Source organism: Apibacter sp. B3546 (assembly GCF_009827885.1).
GTDB lineage: Bacteria > Bacteroidota > Bacteroidia > Flavobacteriales > Weeksellaceae > Apibacter.
Genome location: NZ_WINW01000033.1, coordinates 16,833 through 32,505 on the forward strand (window position 1 = coordinate 16,833; position 15,673 = coordinate 32,505).

Genomic DNA, 15,673 nt, shown 5'->3' on the forward strand with positions numbered 1-15,673 from the left:
AGATTAAATATTATAATTTCAATTAATATAATTTAAATAAAAAGATCATTGGAATCACCATGATAAATCTTTCCATTTTCACATTTAATAGTTTTTGCAGGAAAGTTCTTAATCATCGAATAATCATGAGTAGCCATAAATATGGTGCAATGATTTTGTTGTGCAATGCCTTTAAGTAACAGCATAATCTCATTAGATGTTTCAGGATCCAAGTTTCCGGTCGGCTCATCTGCCAAAATTAAGGACGGATGATTTAATAAGGCTCTTGCGATAGCTACCCGTTGCTGTTCACCTCCGGAAAGTTCATGCGGCATTTTATGTTTTTTTGTTGCCATTCCAACGCTTTGTAAAACCTCCTCAATTCTTTCATTGATAGCATACGCATCTTTCCAATCGGTCGCTTTTAAAACAAACAATAAATTCTTTTCTACACTCCTATCCGTTAATAATTGAAAATCTTGAAATACAATACCTAACTTCCTTCTTAATGTAGGAATTTCACTATCTTTCAAGGAAACCAAATCAATATCAACTACTTTCCCCTGTCCCTCAAGCAAAGGAATATCTCCATATAAAATTTTTAACAATGAGCTTTTCCCACTACCCGTTTTACCAATAAGATAATAAAATTCACCCTTTTCTAAGCTCATGTTAACATGACTTAGAACTAAAAAGTTTTTTTGATAAATATTAGCATTTCTTAAGTACAAAATAGGCTCACTCATTAGTAAAAGTTGTATAAGTTATAAAAGAGAATTAATTTTCACAAAAATAATAATTTAAAATATATTGCTTATTTTACTCCATTTTAAAGTTTTGTTAAAAATAGCTTATATGACTATTTTTAACTATTTTTGATTGAGAATTAATTTTTAATAATGAAAAATTTAATATTATTTATTGCAACTGCGCTGCTGCCTTTTACCGGAGTATTTGCTCAAAAACATGCAATTAATGAAGAATACATGGATAAGAAAGTAAGACCGCAAGACGATTTTTATAACTATGTTAACGGAAATTGGATGAAAACCACTCAAATTCCTCCTGACCGTTCCAGATGGGGAAGCTTTGACCAATTACGTGAATTTACAGATTCTGTTTCACTTACCATTTTAAAAAAATCAAATAATAAAAATTATCCTAAAGGTTCTGAAGGACAAAAAATTAAAGATTTGTTTAGTTCATTCATGGATATGGATGCTAGAAACAGACAAGGCATAGCCCCTATTCAACCTTATTTATCAAAAGTTGACCGGGTTAAAAACTTAACGGACTTACAAAATTTACTTATCGAGTTCACTCCGTTAGAAATGAATCCTTTTTATGAATACGGCGTTCAATCCGATTTAAATAACAGCAATAAAAATGCGGTATATTTAGGAGATGTAAGTTTAGGTTTGGGAAGAGATTATTATCAAAAAAATGATGAAAAATCCTTAAAAACATTACAGGATTATACAATCTATTTATCAAAATTATTAAAGGTAATCGGACACAAACAACCGGATAAAACCGCTTCTGCTATTGTTGCTTTCGAGAAACAATTAGCTTCTAATCTCTTAACGGTAGAGCAAATTAGAAACGCACAACTTCAAAATAATCCTTATTCATTTACAAGTTTATCCGAATTATCCAAAAATATAAATTTAACGGATTATTTGACAAAACTGGGAGTACGTGTAGATACTGTAATTATTCCCGAAAAAAAATATTTTGAGAACCTAGATAATAATATTACTCCACAAAACCTTTCATTAGTAAAAGATTATATAAAAATAAATATTGTTAGATCTGCAGCCAATAGCCTAACCAAAGAATTGGATGATATAAACTTTGATTTTTACAATAAAACATTGGGAGGACAATCAGAGCAAAGATCAATGGAAAAACGCGCTCTTACAAGTATCAATTCTTTAGTAGGAGAAGCATTTGGTAAACTTTACGTAGCTGAAGTATTTCCGGAAGAAGCTAAGAGAAACGCTAATGAATTGATTGAATATCTAAAAAAATCGTTTGCCATCCATATTAATAATTTAACTTGGATGTCACATCCTACCAAACAAAAAGCCTTAGATAAGCTAAGTAAGTTTACGGTTAAGATTGGATATCCGGATAAATGGAAAGACTATTCTAAGTTAGAAATAAAATCTGTAAAAGAAGGTGGATCTTATTTTCAAAATAAATTAAATGCTATTGTATTTAATTATGAGAGAGATAAAGATAAAATAGGTAAACCGGTAGATAAAACCGAATGGCTGATGTCTCCTCAAACAGTAAATGCCTATTATAATCCTTCTTATAATGAAATTGTATTTCCGGCAGCCATTTTACAGCCTCCATTTTATGATTATAAAGCAGATGCAGCAATAAATTTTGGTGGAATCGGAGCCGTAATCGGCCATGAAATATCTCACGGATTTGATGATAGCGGTTCTCAATTTGATGGAGATGGAAATTTAAAAGATTGGTGGACACCCGAAGATAAAGAAAAATTTGAGAAAGCTACTCAAGCACTTGAAAAACAATATAACTCTTATGAACCCATTCCGGGTCTACATATAAACGGAAAATTGACTTTAGGTGAAAATATAGCAGATTTAGGCGGAGTTGCCATTGCTTATGATGCCTTAGAAATTTATTTAAAAGAAAAAGGTAATCCCGGTAAAATTGATAATTTTACACCGCAACAAAGATATTTTATATCTTGGGCGACCATATGGAGAACCAAATCCAAGGAAGAAGCTTTAGTTAATCAAATTAAAACAGATCCTCATGCTCCGGGTTATTATAGAGCTATTGCCCCTCTAGAAAATGTTGAAGGCTTTTATAAAGCATTTAACGTACAAAAAGGAGATAAAATGTTTAAACCTAAAAAAGAAAGAATTATTATTTGGTAATTATGGATCTAAAAGAACTTTTGAAAAAAAGCTCGGCAACCCTTCTGGATGTAAGAGAAAAAGAAGAATTAATTAAAGAAGGAAAAGTAGAAGGAGCTATTTTAATCCCCATGAATGAGATACCATCTAAAATAGAAGAAATTCGCAACTTTTCTACCCCACTTATAGTTTTTTGCAGATCAGGAATACGATCCGAAAAAATAGTTAACTACCTCAAAAAAGAAGGATTTAATGATATATATAATGGTGGTGGATTTAAAGAAATTAATCAATTGTTAAATTCCTAATTTATCCTGAATTTATACTTTGGCAAAATATTTGAAATAACGCTTTAAAAGTTAAAAAAGGCTTATAAAAGCTTAAAAATTTAATTTAATATAATATATGAAAAATTTAATTAAAATTAGTATTACCAGTTTATTCTTATTATTTTTAGGTACTACATTTCAAAGTTGTAATTCTACCAAAAATGTTGCACAAAAAGTGGATGATAAAGAATTACAAATTAAACTAAGAGGTACATGGTATCTAACTTCTATAGACGGTACGTTGGCAACAAATTCATTTAAAGGAGAAATTCCTACTTTAAATTTTGACTTTGATAAAAACAGAACCAATGGTAATGCAGGATGCAATCAATATAACGGTTCATTTGCTCTAATTGGCAATGTATATAATCCTAGTCCAATGGTTTCAACTCTTATGGCTTGTCCTGAATACAACCAAGAGCCTAGATTTTTAGAATTAATGGGTAAAAGAAGTACCTTAGTATTTACTAATTACACTTTACAATTTGTTCAAGATGGCAAAGTAGTACTTGAATTTGCTCCGTTAACAAAATAAGTAAATACTAGTAAGATACAGCAAACTATATAAAATAAGAGTGTATTTTTCACAAAAGCACTCTTATTTTCTTTACATCTAAAAAAAAGTTATATATTTGCTGCTCAATACATAATAATCATTAAAATAATATTGGCATGTATCTAACATCAGATGTAAAAAAAGAAATTTTCGCTAAACACGGTAAAGATGAAAAAAATACCGGTAGCGCCGAAGGACAGGTAGCTTTGTTTACCTTTAGAATTAACCATTTAACACAGCATCTTAAAAGAAATCATAAAGATTTCAATACTGAAAGAGCTTTAGTGGCATTAGTGGGAAAAAGAAAAAAATTACTTGATTATCTAAAGAAAAAAGATATCAACAGATATAGAGCAATTATTGCAGAATTAGGTATTCGTAAGTAAAAGAAATTATAAAGAGGCAATTTATCAATTGCCTCTTTTATTATCTTTTGAAAAAAGCACGAAAAGAAAAAAGTTTAATTTAATAAGTTATTCATTTTATATATTTTAACACACTGAGCACTGAATTCCATTAATCTTCATTATTTTAATGGACTTGAGTGTTCTCTGGTGTTTTCCTATTTAAGATAAGTAACTAAATATTTTATCAACACTACCTTTTCTTTTTGCTTTATTATATATTTATTAACAAATTTTTTATTTTTTATGGAGATTCCAAAAGCAATTACAGAAAAAATTGTCTTGGATGATGGAAGAGAAATCATCTTAGAAACCGGAAAACTTGCTAAACAAGCAGATGGCTCTGTGGTAGTTACCTGTGGTGGAACCATGTTATTAGCAACAGTAGTAGCTGCAAAAGAGGCTAATCCCGGAGTAGATTTTCTACCTCTTACAGTGGATTACAGAGATAAATTCTCAGCTGGAGGACGTATTCCGGGTGGATTTATGAAAAGAGAGGGAAGACCAACGGATGAAGAAATACTAACCATGCGATTGGTAGACCGTGTGTTACGCCCTTTATTTCCCGACGACTTTCATGCCGAAATACAGGTAATGATTCAACTTATTTCGTACGATGGCTCCATACTTCCCGATTCATTAGCAGGACTAGCTGCTTCAGCAGCTATAAGCATCACTGATATTCCTTTTAACGGACCAATTTCTGAAGTTCGAATTATTCGCCATAACGGAAAGTACATCATTAATCCGAGCCTTGCTCAAATGGATGAAGGATTTGATCTTGATATAATGGTGGGTGCTTCCAAAGATTCAATTGTTATGATTGAAGGAGAAATGAGTGAAATTTCTGAAAAAGATATGATCGATGCAATTTCGGTAGCTCATGAAGCCATTAAAAAACAAATTGATGCTGAAGAAAGATTAGCTGCTAAGGTTGGAAAATCTCAGCCTAAAAGGGAATATTGCCATGAAACTCATGATGAAGAATTAAGAAGTGCTATTACAGAATTTTCCTATCAAAAAATTTATGATATAGCCAAAACACCTTCTGAAAAACATGAGAGAAGCGAAAAATTTGATGCTGTTTTAGAAGAATTTTTATCAAGATACACTGAAGAAGAGTTAGAAGAAAAAAAATCTTTAGCCGCTACTTATTTTCATGATGTACAAAAAGACGCTGTTAGACAACTTATATTAAATGAAGGCATTCGTTTAGACGGTAGAGACACAAAAACTATCCGACCTATTTGGTGTGAAGTTAATTACCTTCCTGGGTCTCACGGATCAGCCATTTTTACACGCGGTGAAACTCAATCATTGACTACTGTTACCCTAGGTTCTTCATTGGATGCTAATCGAGTGGACAATGTAATATCTCAACACGAAGAAAAATTCTATTTACATTATAATTTCCCGCCATTTTCAACCGGTGAGGTTAGACCGGTAAGAGGGGTTTCTCGTAGAGAAATAGGTCATGGTAATTTAGCTCAAAGAGCTTTAAAATATGTTATTCCAAAAGATTCTCCGTATACTATACGTGTTGTTTCCGACATTTTAGAATCTAACGGTTCTTCTTCAATGGCAACTGTTTGCGCAGGAACATTAGCATTAATGGATGCGGGTATTAAAATAAAGAAACCTGTATCCGGTATAGCCATGGGATTAATCACTGATAAGGAATCAGGCAAATGGAGCGTTCTCTCTGATATACTTGGAGATGAAGACCATTTAGGAGATATGGACTTTAAAGTAACCGGTACTGCCGACGGTATTACCGCTTGCCAAATGGATATTAAAATTCAAGGGTTATCTTTTGAAATTATGGAAAAAGCTTTGAATCAAGCGAAGGAAGGGCGTTTACATATTTTAGGTAAAATATTGGAAACCATCTCCGCTCCTAATGATCATTTGAAACCCAATGCACCTAAATTGGTATCTTTGGAAATTCCTAAAGACTTTATTGGCGCTGTTATCGGACCCGGAGGAAAAATCATTCAACAACTTCAAAAAGATACAGACACTGTAATTACGATTGAAGAGAGTAATGATGTAGGAAAAGTTGAAATATCGGGAGTTGATCAAGCCAAAATTGATGAAGCAATTGAAAAAATTAAACAAATAGCTTTCGTTCCTGAAGTTGGAGCTACTTATAAAGCTAAAGTGGTTTCAATAAAACCTTTTGGAGCATTTGTTGAGATTTCTAAAGGTGTTGAAGGATTGGTTCATATTTCTGAGTTAGAATGGAGACGTTTGGAAAAAGTTGAAGATTCCGTTAAGCTTGGAGATATCATCGAAGTGAAATATTTAGGTGTAGACGATAAGAAAAAGATTAAGCTTTCAAGAAAAGTCTTATTACCTAAACCTGAAAAAAAGGATTCTGAAAGTAAAAAATAATACTTTATAATAAAAAAGGTTGAAATTAATTTCAACCTTTTTTTATTTAGTTCATCGAATGAAATATATTTTATAAAAATCAGATTTTACCTACTTTTTTACGCATATTAGTAAAACCCTTATTTTCAACCACTTATTATTTCAATAAAATATTTAAAACTATGATATTGCCAAAAAATTGAAATAATCCGACTAGTTCTCATCTTAACTATATATCTTAAAACTTATAATTAAAGTATAATTTATTTAGTAATTGCACTACTTATAATTATAATAATTTATATTTTTATATTTTAGTTTCTTTTTCATGAAGGAATATAGGCCCATATTTATAAGTTTACTTAAATTTTTCTCTGTTTATTTAATTTTAACAGCACTTTATTATTGGTATCTTACTTATTATCAAAATGACCTGGCGACCTGTGATATTTATACTTTTAACGTAGCTAAACAATCGTCTTGCTTACTCCAATGGATTGGCATTACAAGCAAGGCGATCCATATAGATCATGAAAATTTCATGCGTTTTTATATCAATAATAAATTTGTTAGCATTGTAAATGAGGGCTGCAATGCTTTGTCGGTAATTATTCTTTACCTATCGTTTATAATAGCTTTTGCTAATTCTTTCAAAAAATCCTGTATTTATCTGTTTATCACTATCTTATTTATATACTTAGTAAACATTGTAAGGATAAGCTTTATTAATTATATCTTTTATTATTATCCTCAATATGGAAAATTCAGCCATGACTATTTATTTCCATCAATTATATACGGATTAATAATTATTTTATGGATTGTATGGATTAAATATTTCATATTTAAAAAGAAATAAAAATATGAAAAAAACAGGTAAAATTATTGGAATTCTACTAAGCATACTTGCGTTAATTTTGGTACGAAAATTTGAAACCTCTTTGTTTTATGATCCTCTACTCTTATTTTTTAAACAAAAAGATTTTAATCATCAAATTCCCCCTGAATTTAATTTTATAAAACTTATGACGTCTCTTATCTTTCGATACGGATTAAATTCTATTATAACGCTTGTGATTATATATTTATGGTACAATGATAAAAAAATAACGAAAGTATGTTCCTATATTTTATGTATTGGATTCCTTATTTTTATATCCCTTTATTTATTTTCCTTACTAACCAATTTTAGTTTGGGTTACATGCCAACATTTTATATAAGAAGAGTTTTAATTCAGCCTATATTTTTACTGTTGCTTATACCCGCAATATATTATTATAAGAATTTACCCACTAATTCCCGTTAGGAGTATCGTTATTGGTTGTGGTTTCTTGATTTTGTAGCTTATTTCTCATAACTTCTCTTTCGGCTTCTCTAGCTTTTCTCTTTATACTTTGCGTTTTACTGCTATAACCGCCAATAGCACCTAATATGAGACCTATTCCGGAACCCGCTAATAAACCAATAACTAATGTAATTGTTAAAAAGGGTTCTTTTGATCCATTACATTGGATGTACCCTAAGGCTATTCCCAGTATTAAAAATAGAATACCAATAATTATTGAACTTTTCATTATTATAATATATTTTAGATAATAAATTTATGAAAATTTATTTATTTGAGTTTAAATTCTGCCTTACCACCTCGTATAAAAAGGCGCCACAAGCTACAGATACATTTAAAGAATCCGTTTTACCATAAATAGGCAGCTTTAATTTTGCATCGGAATTTTTAAGCAGATCCCTTGAAATTCCTTTTTCTTCATTTCCAACAATAACAGCTAAAGGAAGTTCCAACACTTCATCATATAAATATGTATCTGTTTTCTCAGTAGCACTAACAACTTTTATACCACTTAGCTTTAAAAACTCCAATACTTTTAATAAATTCTTCTCCTTGCAAATTTTTAAATTGTAAATAGCCCCTGCAGATGTTTTAATAGAATCCGAATTGATTGGAGCAGAACCTTCATCAGGAATAACTATGACATCAACACCAACAATTTCTGCAGTTCTGCAAATTGCTCCAAAATTTCTAACGTCAGTTAAATGATCTAAAATAAGGACCAATGGCATTTTCCCGTCTTCAAACAATTGAGGTATGATATCCTCAATTGCAAAAAATTGTACCGGTGAAAGAAAAGCACATACACCTTGATGATTTTTACGGGTCAATCGATTCAATTTTTCAATCGGAACATACTTAACACGAATTCCCGCTTGTGAAAATTTCATCTTCAAGACTTTAATATTATCTCCTAATAAACCATTTTGAATAAATACCTTATCAAAAGTTTTTCCTGCCTCTAAAGCCTCCATAACAGGCCGTATTCCGAATATAAAATCTTTTTCCATATATTTAAATGAGGGTGATTTATAAATATTTAGTCAAGCTTCTACTAATTATTTGGTAGATTATTAATCTCCAAAATAAATTTTATTTCTTGCCAAATATTTATTGGTATCTTCAATAAAAGAAAGTATTTCTTCTTTTCCAATCTTCTTTTCTGATGAAGATTTAAATATTTCAGGAAGATCATCCCAAGTTTTACGTAATTCTTGAGAATACTTTTTAAAATTAAAAGAAAACTCTTTTTGAGTGACTTTATCCAACTTGGTAAAAATTAATGAAAAAGGGATACCTGATTCTCCCAGCCAGTTGATAAAATCTATATCAATTTTAAGAGGTAAATGACGGGCGTCTATTAATACAAAAAGGTTTACTAAATTTTTTCTAGACAACACATATTTTTCAATCATCTTAGAAAATGCAGCCCTATTCGTTTTAGAAGCTTTCGCGTAACCATATCCCGGCAAATCTGTTAAATACCAGTTGTCATTAATTAAAAAATGATTAATCAATTGAGTCTTTCCTGGAGTGGATGAAGTTTTGGCTAACCCTTTTTTATTGGTAAGCATATTAATTAAAGATGATTTACCTACGTTAGATCTGCCTATAAAAGCATATTCAGGCTTATTGCCTTCCGGACAATCTTCAATTAATTTACTGCTTTTTATAAATTCTGCTGAATATATATTCATGGTTTGATTTTCTACAATTTCATCTCTTTCAGCCAATTAAAAAGAATTTCATTAAACTCAATCGGTTTTTCCATCATCGGCGAGTGGCCACATTGATCTACCCAAAATAATTGAGAATTAGGAATTCCTTCATGAAATTCCTCTGCTACTTCCGGTGGAGTTACATTGTCTTGTTTTCCCCAAATCAGACAAGTCGGTTGATGAATATTTTTTAACTCTTTAGATAAATTATGCTTGATGGCACTTCTTGCAATGTGAATTGTTTTTAAAACTTTGCTCCTGTCAGACAGTGTTTCGTATACTTCTTCAACTAATTCTTTAGTGGCTATTTTAGGATCATAAAAAACCTCTTCCGATTTCTTTTTTATATAATCATAGCTGCCTCTTTTAGGATAGGACTCTCCAAAACTTCTCTCATACAATCCTGAACTACCGGTTAAAACCAAAGAATTAACATATTGAGGTTTTTTCAAAGAAATCATTAATCCTAAATGTCCGCCTAAAGAATTCCCCAAAATAATGGATGGCTCATCAACAACCTTTTGTAGAAAGCTAATCACATAATTAGTTAATCCCATTACGTTAGTCCTCAAAGTAGGAAGAGAATACAAAGGAAGTTCAATAGAATACACCTTGTAGCCATTTTTGGAAAAAAAATTAACCTGATCCGAAAAATTGCTTAAACTACCCATTAAACCATGCAATAATACTATTGGTTTGCCTTCTCCCTCTACCGTATATGCAAATTTTTTTTCTTTACGAAGATTAAAAATCATTAGTCAATCTTATTGCTGTGCAGATGCAAAAATACATCATTTATTACTAAATAAAAACATTATTTACTAATAACTTTCCTTCTTTATGTATTTAAATATCCTTTTTTTACCGAATTATTTAGCCCACAAAAGTTATCAACAAAAGTGGGTAAAAGTGGAACAAAGTGGAAAATAATTTCTAATTTTGAAGACTAATATGGTAAATCTTATTGGAACATATGAATGTACCCTTGATTCAAAAGGAAGAATGTTGCTCCCTTCAGGTTTGAAGAAGCAAATGGATACCCTTTTGCAAGAAGGTTTTGTCCTAAAAAGATCCGTATTTCAACCCTGTTTAGAGCTTCACCCCATGTCTGAATGGAATCAGGTAATGGGCAAAATAAATAAATTAAACCGTTTTGTGAAAAAAAATAATGATTTTATTCGCCAATTTACAGCCGGTTTAAAAAATGTGGAAATAGATACCAGCGGACGTTTACAGATAAGTAAAGATTTGATACAATTTGCTAAGCTTGAAAAAAATATTGTAGTAGCAGCAGCTATTAATGTTATAGAAATATGGGATAAGAACCTTTATGAAGATTCTGTTAATGTAAATGATTTAGACTTTGCCAATTTAGCAGAGGAAGTAATGGGTAATATATCTGAAGATGAATTATCATAAGCCTGTATTATTACATCCAAGCGTAGATGCTTTAATTACTAACCCCAAAGGTATTTACGTAGACTGCACTTTTGGCGGCGGAGGGCACTCTCGTTTAATTTTGGAAAAATTATCTCCTGAAGGAAAGCTGTTTGCTTTTGATCAAGATTATGATGCAATTGCTAACCTTATTCTAGATAGTCGCTTTACCTTCATTCAACAGAATTTTCGTTATTTGAAAAATTCGTTGCGATTTTATAAAGTAGACGCTGTTGATGGTATACTTGCCGATTTAGGGGTTTCATCCCATCAATTTGATATGCCGTTAAGAGGTTTTTCTACCCGATTTGACGGCCCACTAGACATGAGGATGAATAATAAACAATCCCTTAGTGCAAAAGATATTATTAACAACTATACAGAAGATCAATTAGCTGAAATTTTTTATTTATACGGAGAATTAAAACAATCCAGAAAAATTTCAAGAGAAATTATAGAAGCAAGAAAAGAAAAACATATAGAAACAACCTCAGATCTTAAAGTAATATTTGAAAAGAGTATTCCCTCTTTTAAACAAAATAAATTTTTCGCTCAATTATTTCAAGCACTTAGAATTGAAGTAAATGACGAATTAAATGCTTTGAAAGAACTATTAACTCAAAGCTATGAAATGCTTAAACCGGGGGGAACATTGGTGTTTATCTCCTACCATTCTCTTGAAGATCGATTGGTTAAAAAATTTTTAAAAACAGGATTATTTAAAGGAGAGCCGGAAAGAGATATTTACGGGAATTGGGACAAACCTTTTGATATTCCTTATTCAAAAGCTATAATCCCGAATCAGGAAGAAATTTTAGATAACACAAGAGCACGTAGTGCAAAAATGCGAATAGCAACAAAACGGTAAAATGGCTAAAAGAAGAGCTAAAAATAAAAAAGGTAGAACTATTTTAGATATACTAAAAGGAAAATTTTTAGTAGAGGGCGATGCTTTTTCCGTTTGGAAGTTTATTTTATTTATGATGATTTTGTCTCTAATTTCAATTTCTTCTTCTCATATAGTTGACGAAAAAGTGGTTGAAATTTCAGAATTAAAAGAAAAATCAGAAGAATATAAAGCCCGATATGCTTTAATACATAATAAACTAATGAAATTGAAAGTAGAATCGGAATTAGAAGACATGGTCATCTCTGATTCACTTCATGCATTAGATAAACAACCTTATAAAATTTTGGTACCTAAAGTTAAAGATGAATAATGAGCGAAAAAAAATATTAGCACGTACCTACTTGGTTGCCGCACTTATTTTATTATTTGCGGTATCCGTGTTTGCTCGCCTTATTTATATTCAAACTCATGATACCGAAAAATATAAAAATCTTGCTCAAACCACCAATTTCCGAAATGTAGAGGTTGTAGCCGCAAGAGGTAATTTATATGCTTCGGACGGTATCTTACTTGCCACCACGATTACTAAATATGATATATATATGGATATGAAAACTATCCGTAATGAATTGTATCAAAATAATATTGGAGCATTATGCGATTCTTTGCAAAAAATGTTTAAAAAGCCAAGCTTTTATTTTTATTCAAAATTAAACGAAGCAAGAAAAAAAGAAAATCAATACTTAAAATTAGCCAAAGGCCTTGATTACGAACAATTTGCCAGACTTAAAAATTTCCCAATCTTAAACAAAGGAAAAAACAAAGGAGGCTTTATAGTTGAAAGAAGAACCGAGAGAATAAAAACCATTTCAGGGTTTGGAATCAGAACCTTAGGATTTGATGATGAAAGAGGAAAATCAGGGTTAGAAGGTGCATTTTCTTGTTATTTAAAAGGTAAAAACGGTAGAGAAATCCAACAAAGAATTAATCAAAAACAGTGGAAACCCATTAATATAGAGTTAGAACCTCAAGATGGAAATGATGTGTATACAACTATAGACATGAGGATTCAAGACATTGCTTATTCTGCTTTGCAAGAACAACTTGAAAAATCTGAAGCGGATCATGGTTGTGCTATAGTTATGGAAGTTGCCACCGGTAAAATTGTTGCCCTTACAAATCTTCAACGAACTAAAGACGGCGGATATGACGATTTACGGAATTTTGCAGTGTGGGAGGCAGCAGAACCTGGATCAACATTTAAATCAATATCTATGTTGGCTCTTCTGGATGATGGATATGTAGAACCAAATACCACGGTTGATATTGGTCCCGGATATTGGAAATACTATAAACATACCATTCGAGATGATCACGGAAGCGGTATTATCACTCTATCACAGGTTCTTTCTCAATCGAGCAATGTGGGAATTTCTAAAACGGTAGATAAATATTTTTCTAAAAATCCGCAAGATTTTTTAAATAAAATAAATTCATGGGGCATTAATAAAAAAACAGACATTGATATACCCGGAGAAAGCGCTCCTTACATACCTAAATACGGTAAAAAATGGAGTCCGGTTACCCTTGCTTGGATGTCATTCGGTTATGGCGTAAAACTTACTCCGCTGCAAATTCTTACTTTTTACAATGGAGTAGCTAACAACGGCAAATTAATGAAACCTCAACTTCTGTATAAAATTGAATCAAAAGGTATCGTTACTGAAAAATTTACGCCTATAGTAATAAATCAAAAAATGGCTTCCCAAAAAGCAATTAACGATTTAAAGAAAATGTTAACCTATGCTGTGGAAACAGGAACGTCAAAAAGTATTTATACACCGAATTTATCAATGGCCGGTAAAACAGGAACTGCTCAGGTGGAATACTGGAATAAAGGAAAAGGCAGATTATATCAAGCCTCTTTCTGCGGATTTTTTCCAGCAGATCATCCTGAATATTCGTGTATAGTAGTTATTAACAAACCAAAAAAAGGATTTTATGGATCTCAGGTTGCCGCTCCTGTATTTAAAGAAATAGCAGGTAAAGTATATCTTAAAAAACCATTAAATCTTCCCAAAGAAGATAAATCTAAAGAGTCACAAAATATAAATGTATTATTAACTAAAAACCAAAAGCTAACTATTAGCCCTTCTACTGCATTGGTACCAAACGTAATTGGCTATTATGGAAAAGATGCTATCCCCGCTTTGGAAAACCTGGGATTAAAAGTAGTTTATTCAGGAAATGGAAAAGTCATTGAACAATCCATAATTGGCTATCCTATAAAAAAAGGTATGACTGTATATTTAAAATTAAGCGCATGAAAAAGCTTTCAGACCTATTATATAAAGTATCCATTGAAAAACTAATTGGTAATGTTGGTTCTTCAATTAAAAATATTTCTTTTGATTCAAGAAAAATTGAATCGGGATATATTTTCTTTGCGATAAAAGGATACGATTTAGACGGTCATAAATATATACCCCAAGCAATAACCCAAGGGGCGTCTGTTGTCGTATGCGAGGAACTTCCTGAAGAGTTATCAGATTACGTAACTTATGTTCAGGTTAAAAATTCAAGCATAGCTTTAGGTATAGTCGCTTCAAACTTTTATGACAATCCTTCCGAAAAATTGACACTTGCAGGGATTACAGGAACTAATGGTAAGACCACTACAACAACTTTACTCTATAATTTATTTACACAATTAGGTTTTCGTTGTGCTTTACTTTCAACAATTGAAAACAGAATTTCAGATAAAGTTTTAAATTCAAATCATACGACTCCTGATCCTATTACCATAAACCAATTATTAGCTCAAGCAGTAGACGAAGGTTGTCAATATGCATTCATGGAAGTCAGTTCCCACGGAATTCATCAAAATAGGTTAGCAGGGTTAACTTTTAAAATTGGAGCTTTTACAAATATCACGCATGACCATTTGGATTATCACCAAACGTTTTCCAATTATATTGCTGCTAAAAAGAAATTTTTTGATGAATTACCAAAGACCGCCATTGCGATCACTAATATGGATGATAAAAATGGTCTTATAATGCTTCAAAATACGAACGCTAAAAAAGTAACCTACTCCTTAAAATCAAATTCAGAATATAAGGGAAAAATTATTGAGAATAGATTAGACGGAATGTTGTTACAATTTAATAATCAAGAATTTTGGACAGTTTTAGCAGGAAAATTCAATGCATACAATGAACTTTTAGCTTATACTATTGCTTCTGAATTAGGCTTTGATTCTTTAGATATTGTAACGGCATTAAGTAAATTACAACGAGTGAAAGGACGATTTGAAACCTATGTGAGCGATGACAAAAAATACATTATTGTGGATTATGCCCATACTCCCGATGCGTTACAAAACATTTTGGAGGCCATCAATCAATCCCGTACTAGAAATGAAAAACTAATTACTGTTTTTGGTTGTGGAGGACATAGAGATAAAGAGAAAAGACCCAAAATGGGAAATATTGCCACTCGATTATCCGATTTAGCAATTATAACATCCGATAATCCCAGAGATGAAAATCCGGATGAAATAATACAAGAAATTGAAACAGGAATTGAACCTCAAAATACCAATAAATATTTATCCATAACAGATAGAAAACAAGCCATACGAACAGCCATTAAAATGGCAGCACCTAAAGATATAATCCTGATTGCAGGAAAAGGACATGAAAATTATCAAGAAATTAATGGAAAGCATTTTCCATTTGATGATATGAAAATAGCTAAAGAATTATTAAAAAACACATAAAAA

17 protein-coding genes are annotated in these 15,673 nt (G+C 31.3%); 12 read left to right on the top strand and 5 right to left on the bottom strand.

Annotated features, from left to right (window positions below):
• Window positions 1-32: 32 nt before the first annotated feature.
• Window positions 33-725, bottom strand: coding sequence for a cell division ATP-binding protein FtsE (locus GFU93_RS06175; RefSeq protein ID WP_160568079.1), 693 nt, complete (start codon window positions 723-725; stop codon window positions 33-35).
• A gap of 153 nt (window positions 726-878) precedes the next feature.
• Here GFU93_RS06175 and GFU93_RS06180 point away from each other — a divergent pair, with 153 nt between their 5' ends.
• From GFU93_RS06180 to GFU93_RS10215, 7 genes are all read left to right on the top strand, one after another.
• Window positions 879-2,897, top strand: a complete 2,019-nt coding sequence (locus GFU93_RS06180; RefSeq protein ID WP_160568081.1) for a M13 family metallopeptidase — start codon at window positions 879-881, stop codon at window positions 2,895-2,897.
• 2 nt (window positions 2,898-2,899) lie between these two features.
• Window positions 2,900-3,184: a rhodanese-like domain-containing protein gene (locus GFU93_RS06185; RefSeq protein WP_160542430.1), complete on the top strand. Its 285-nt coding sequence runs from the start codon at window positions 2,900-2,902 to the stop codon at window positions 3,182-3,184.
• 97 nt (window positions 3,185-3,281) lie between these two features.
• Window positions 3,282-3,740, top strand: coding sequence for an META domain-containing protein (locus tag GFU93_RS06190; protein ID WP_105297113.1), 459 nt, complete (start codon window positions 3,282-3,284; stop codon window positions 3,738-3,740).
• A 137-nt stretch (window positions 3,741-3,877) separates the two neighbouring features.
• Complete coding sequence (rpsO, locus tag GFU93_RS06195; protein ID WP_105297112.1) at window positions 3,878-4,147, top strand: 30S ribosomal protein S15; 270 nt, start codon at window positions 3,878-3,880, stop codon at window positions 4,145-4,147.
• Window positions 4,148-4,411: 264 nt separating this feature from the next.
• Window positions 4,412-6,559, top strand: coding sequence for a polyribonucleotide nucleotidyltransferase (gene pnp / locus GFU93_RS06200; protein ID WP_105297111.1), 2,148 nt, complete (start codon window positions 4,412-4,414; stop codon window positions 6,557-6,559).
• Window positions 6,560-6,866: 307 nt separating this feature from the next.
• Window positions 6,867-7,397 carry an exosortase family protein XrtF gene (gene xrtF / locus GFU93_RS06205; RefSeq protein WP_160568083.1) on the top strand — a complete coding sequence of 177 codons (531 nt, stop codon included), beginning with the start codon at window positions 6,867-6,869 and terminating at the stop codon, window positions 7,395-7,397.
• 4 nt (window positions 7,398-7,401) lie between these two features.
• Entirely contained in the window at window positions 7,402-7,845 is a 444-nt protein-coding gene (locus GFU93_RS10215) for an exosortase F system-associated protein (RefSeq protein ID WP_160568085.1), read from the top strand.
• Here GFU93_RS10215 and GFU93_RS06215 read toward each other — a convergent pair.
• The 4 genes from GFU93_RS06215 to GFU93_RS06230 form a co-directional block, all read right to left on the bottom strand.
• Entirely contained in the window at window positions 7,832-8,113 is a 282-nt protein-coding gene (locus tag GFU93_RS06215) for a hypothetical protein (RefSeq protein WP_160542434.1), read from the bottom strand. The genes GFU93_RS10215 and GFU93_RS06215 overlap by 14 nt on opposite strands.
• A 37-nt stretch (window positions 8,114-8,150) precedes the next feature.
• A complete protein-coding gene (rlmB, locus tag GFU93_RS06220) occupies window positions 8,151-8,894 on the bottom strand; it encodes a 23S rRNA (guanosine(2251)-2'-O)-methyltransferase RlmB (RefSeq protein ID WP_160568087.1) in 744 nt (247 codons plus the stop codon).
• A gap of 63 nt (window positions 8,895-8,957) precedes the next feature.
• On the bottom strand, window positions 8,958-9,581 hold the full coding sequence (gene yihA / locus GFU93_RS06225) for a ribosome biogenesis GTP-binding protein YihA/YsxC (protein WP_160568179.1): 624 nt from the start codon (window positions 9,579-9,581) through the stop codon (window positions 8,958-8,960).
• Between the two features lie 11 nt (window positions 9,582-9,592).
• Window positions 9,593-10,357: an alpha/beta fold hydrolase gene (locus GFU93_RS06230; RefSeq protein WP_160568089.1), complete on the bottom strand. Its 765-nt coding sequence runs from the start codon at window positions 10,355-10,357 to the stop codon at window positions 9,593-9,595.
• A 196-nt stretch (window positions 10,358-10,553) separates the two neighbouring features.
• Between GFU93_RS06230 and mraZ the strand changes: the two genes are divergently transcribed.
• From mraZ to GFU93_RS06255, 5 genes are read left to right on the top strand one after another with little or no spacing between them, the layout of a single operon-like run.
• The gene (gene mraZ / locus GFU93_RS06235; protein ID WP_105297105.1) at window positions 10,554-11,021 is read left to right on the top strand and encodes a division/cell wall cluster transcriptional repressor MraZ; all 468 of its coding nucleotides are present in this window, start codon (window positions 10,554-10,556) and stop codon (window positions 11,019-11,021) included.
• The gene (gene rsmH / locus GFU93_RS06240) at window positions 11,008-11,907 is read left to right on the top strand and encodes a 16S rRNA (cytosine(1402)-N(4))-methyltransferase RsmH (RefSeq protein WP_160568091.1); all 900 of its coding nucleotides are present in this window, start codon (window positions 11,008-11,010) and stop codon (window positions 11,905-11,907) included. The genes mraZ and rsmH overlap by 14 nt, the downstream gene beginning before the upstream one ends.
• Window position 11,908: 1 nt before the next feature.
• Complete coding sequence (locus GFU93_RS06245; RefSeq protein WP_160557529.1) at window positions 11,909-12,259, top strand: FtsL-like putative cell division protein; 351 nt, start codon at window positions 11,909-11,911, stop codon at window positions 12,257-12,259.
• Window positions 12,252-14,216, top strand: coding sequence for a penicillin-binding protein (locus GFU93_RS06250; protein WP_160542439.1), 1,965 nt, complete (start codon window positions 12,252-12,254; stop codon window positions 14,214-14,216). Before GFU93_RS06245 ends, GFU93_RS06250 begins: the two co-directional genes overlap by 8 nt.
• Window positions 14,213-15,670 (top strand): UDP-N-acetylmuramoyl-L-alanyl-D-glutamate--2,6-diaminopimelate ligase, encoded by a 1,458-nt coding sequence (locus GFU93_RS06255; RefSeq protein WP_160568093.1) that lies wholly within the window; start codon window positions 14,213-14,215, stop codon window positions 15,668-15,670. The genes GFU93_RS06250 and GFU93_RS06255 overlap by 4 nt, the downstream gene beginning before the upstream one ends.
• Window positions 15,671-15,673 lie beyond the last annotated feature (3 nt).

What these genes read in the sequence shown, in the direction of transcription:
- GFU93_RS06190 (WP_105297113.1), top strand. Translation starts at nt 3,282, where the DNA reads ATGAAAAATTTAATTAAAATTAGTATTACCAGTTTATTCTTATTATTT.
- GFU93_RS06255 (WP_160568093.1), top strand. Translation starts at nt 14,213, where the DNA reads ATGAAAAAGCTTTCAGACCTATTATATAAAGTATCCATTGAAAAACTA.
- yihA (WP_160568179.1), bottom strand. Translation starts at nt 9,581, where the DNA reads ATGAATATATATTCAGCAGAATTTATAAAAAGCAGTAAATTAATTGAA.
- pnp (WP_105297111.1), top strand. Translation starts at nt 4,412, where the DNA reads ATGGAGATTCCAAAAGCAATTACAGAAAAAATTGTCTTGGATGATGGA.
- rsmH (WP_160568091.1), top strand. Translation starts at nt 11,008, where the DNA reads ATGAATTATCATAAGCCTGTATTATTACATCCAAGCGTAGATGCTTTA.
- GFU93_RS06180 (WP_160568081.1), top strand. Translation starts at nt 879, where the DNA reads ATGAAAAATTTAATATTATTTATTGCAACTGCGCTGCTGCCTTTTACC.
- GFU93_RS06230 (WP_160568089.1), bottom strand. Translation starts at nt 10,357, where the DNA reads ATGATTTTTAATCTTCGTAAAGAAAAAAAATTTGCATATACGGTAGAG.
- mraZ (WP_105297105.1), top strand. Translation starts at nt 10,554, where the DNA reads ATGGTAAATCTTATTGGAACATATGAATGTACCCTTGATTCAAAAGGA.
- xrtF (WP_160568083.1), top strand. Translation starts at nt 6,867, where the DNA reads ATGAAGGAATATAGGCCCATATTTATAAGTTTACTTAAATTTTTCTCT.
- rlmB (WP_160568087.1), bottom strand. Translation starts at nt 8,894, where the DNA reads ATGGAAAAAGATTTTATATTCGGAATACGGCCTGTTATGGAGGCTTTA.
- GFU93_RS10215 (WP_160568085.1), top strand. Translation starts at nt 7,402, where the DNA reads ATGAAAAAAACAGGTAAAATTATTGGAATTCTACTAAGCATACTTGCG.
- rpsO (WP_105297112.1), top strand. Translation starts at nt 3,878, where the DNA reads ATGTATCTAACATCAGATGTAAAAAAAGAAATTTTCGCTAAACACGGT.
- GFU93_RS06245 (WP_160557529.1), top strand. Translation starts at nt 11,909, where the DNA reads ATGGCTAAAAGAAGAGCTAAAAATAAAAAAGGTAGAACTATTTTAGAT.
- GFU93_RS06185 (WP_160542430.1), top strand. Translation starts at nt 2,900, where the DNA reads ATGGATCTAAAAGAACTTTTGAAAAAAAGCTCGGCAACCCTTCTGGAT.
- GFU93_RS06250 (WP_160542439.1), top strand. Translation starts at nt 12,252, where the DNA reads ATGAATAATGAGCGAAAAAAAATATTAGCACGTACCTACTTGGTTGCC.
- GFU93_RS06175 (WP_160568079.1), bottom strand. Translation starts at nt 725, where the DNA reads ATGAGTGAGCCTATTTTGTACTTAAGAAATGCTAATATTTATCAAAAA.
- GFU93_RS06215 (WP_160542434.1), bottom strand. Translation starts at nt 8,113, where the DNA reads ATGAAAAGTTCAATAATTATTGGTATTCTATTTTTAATACTGGGAATA.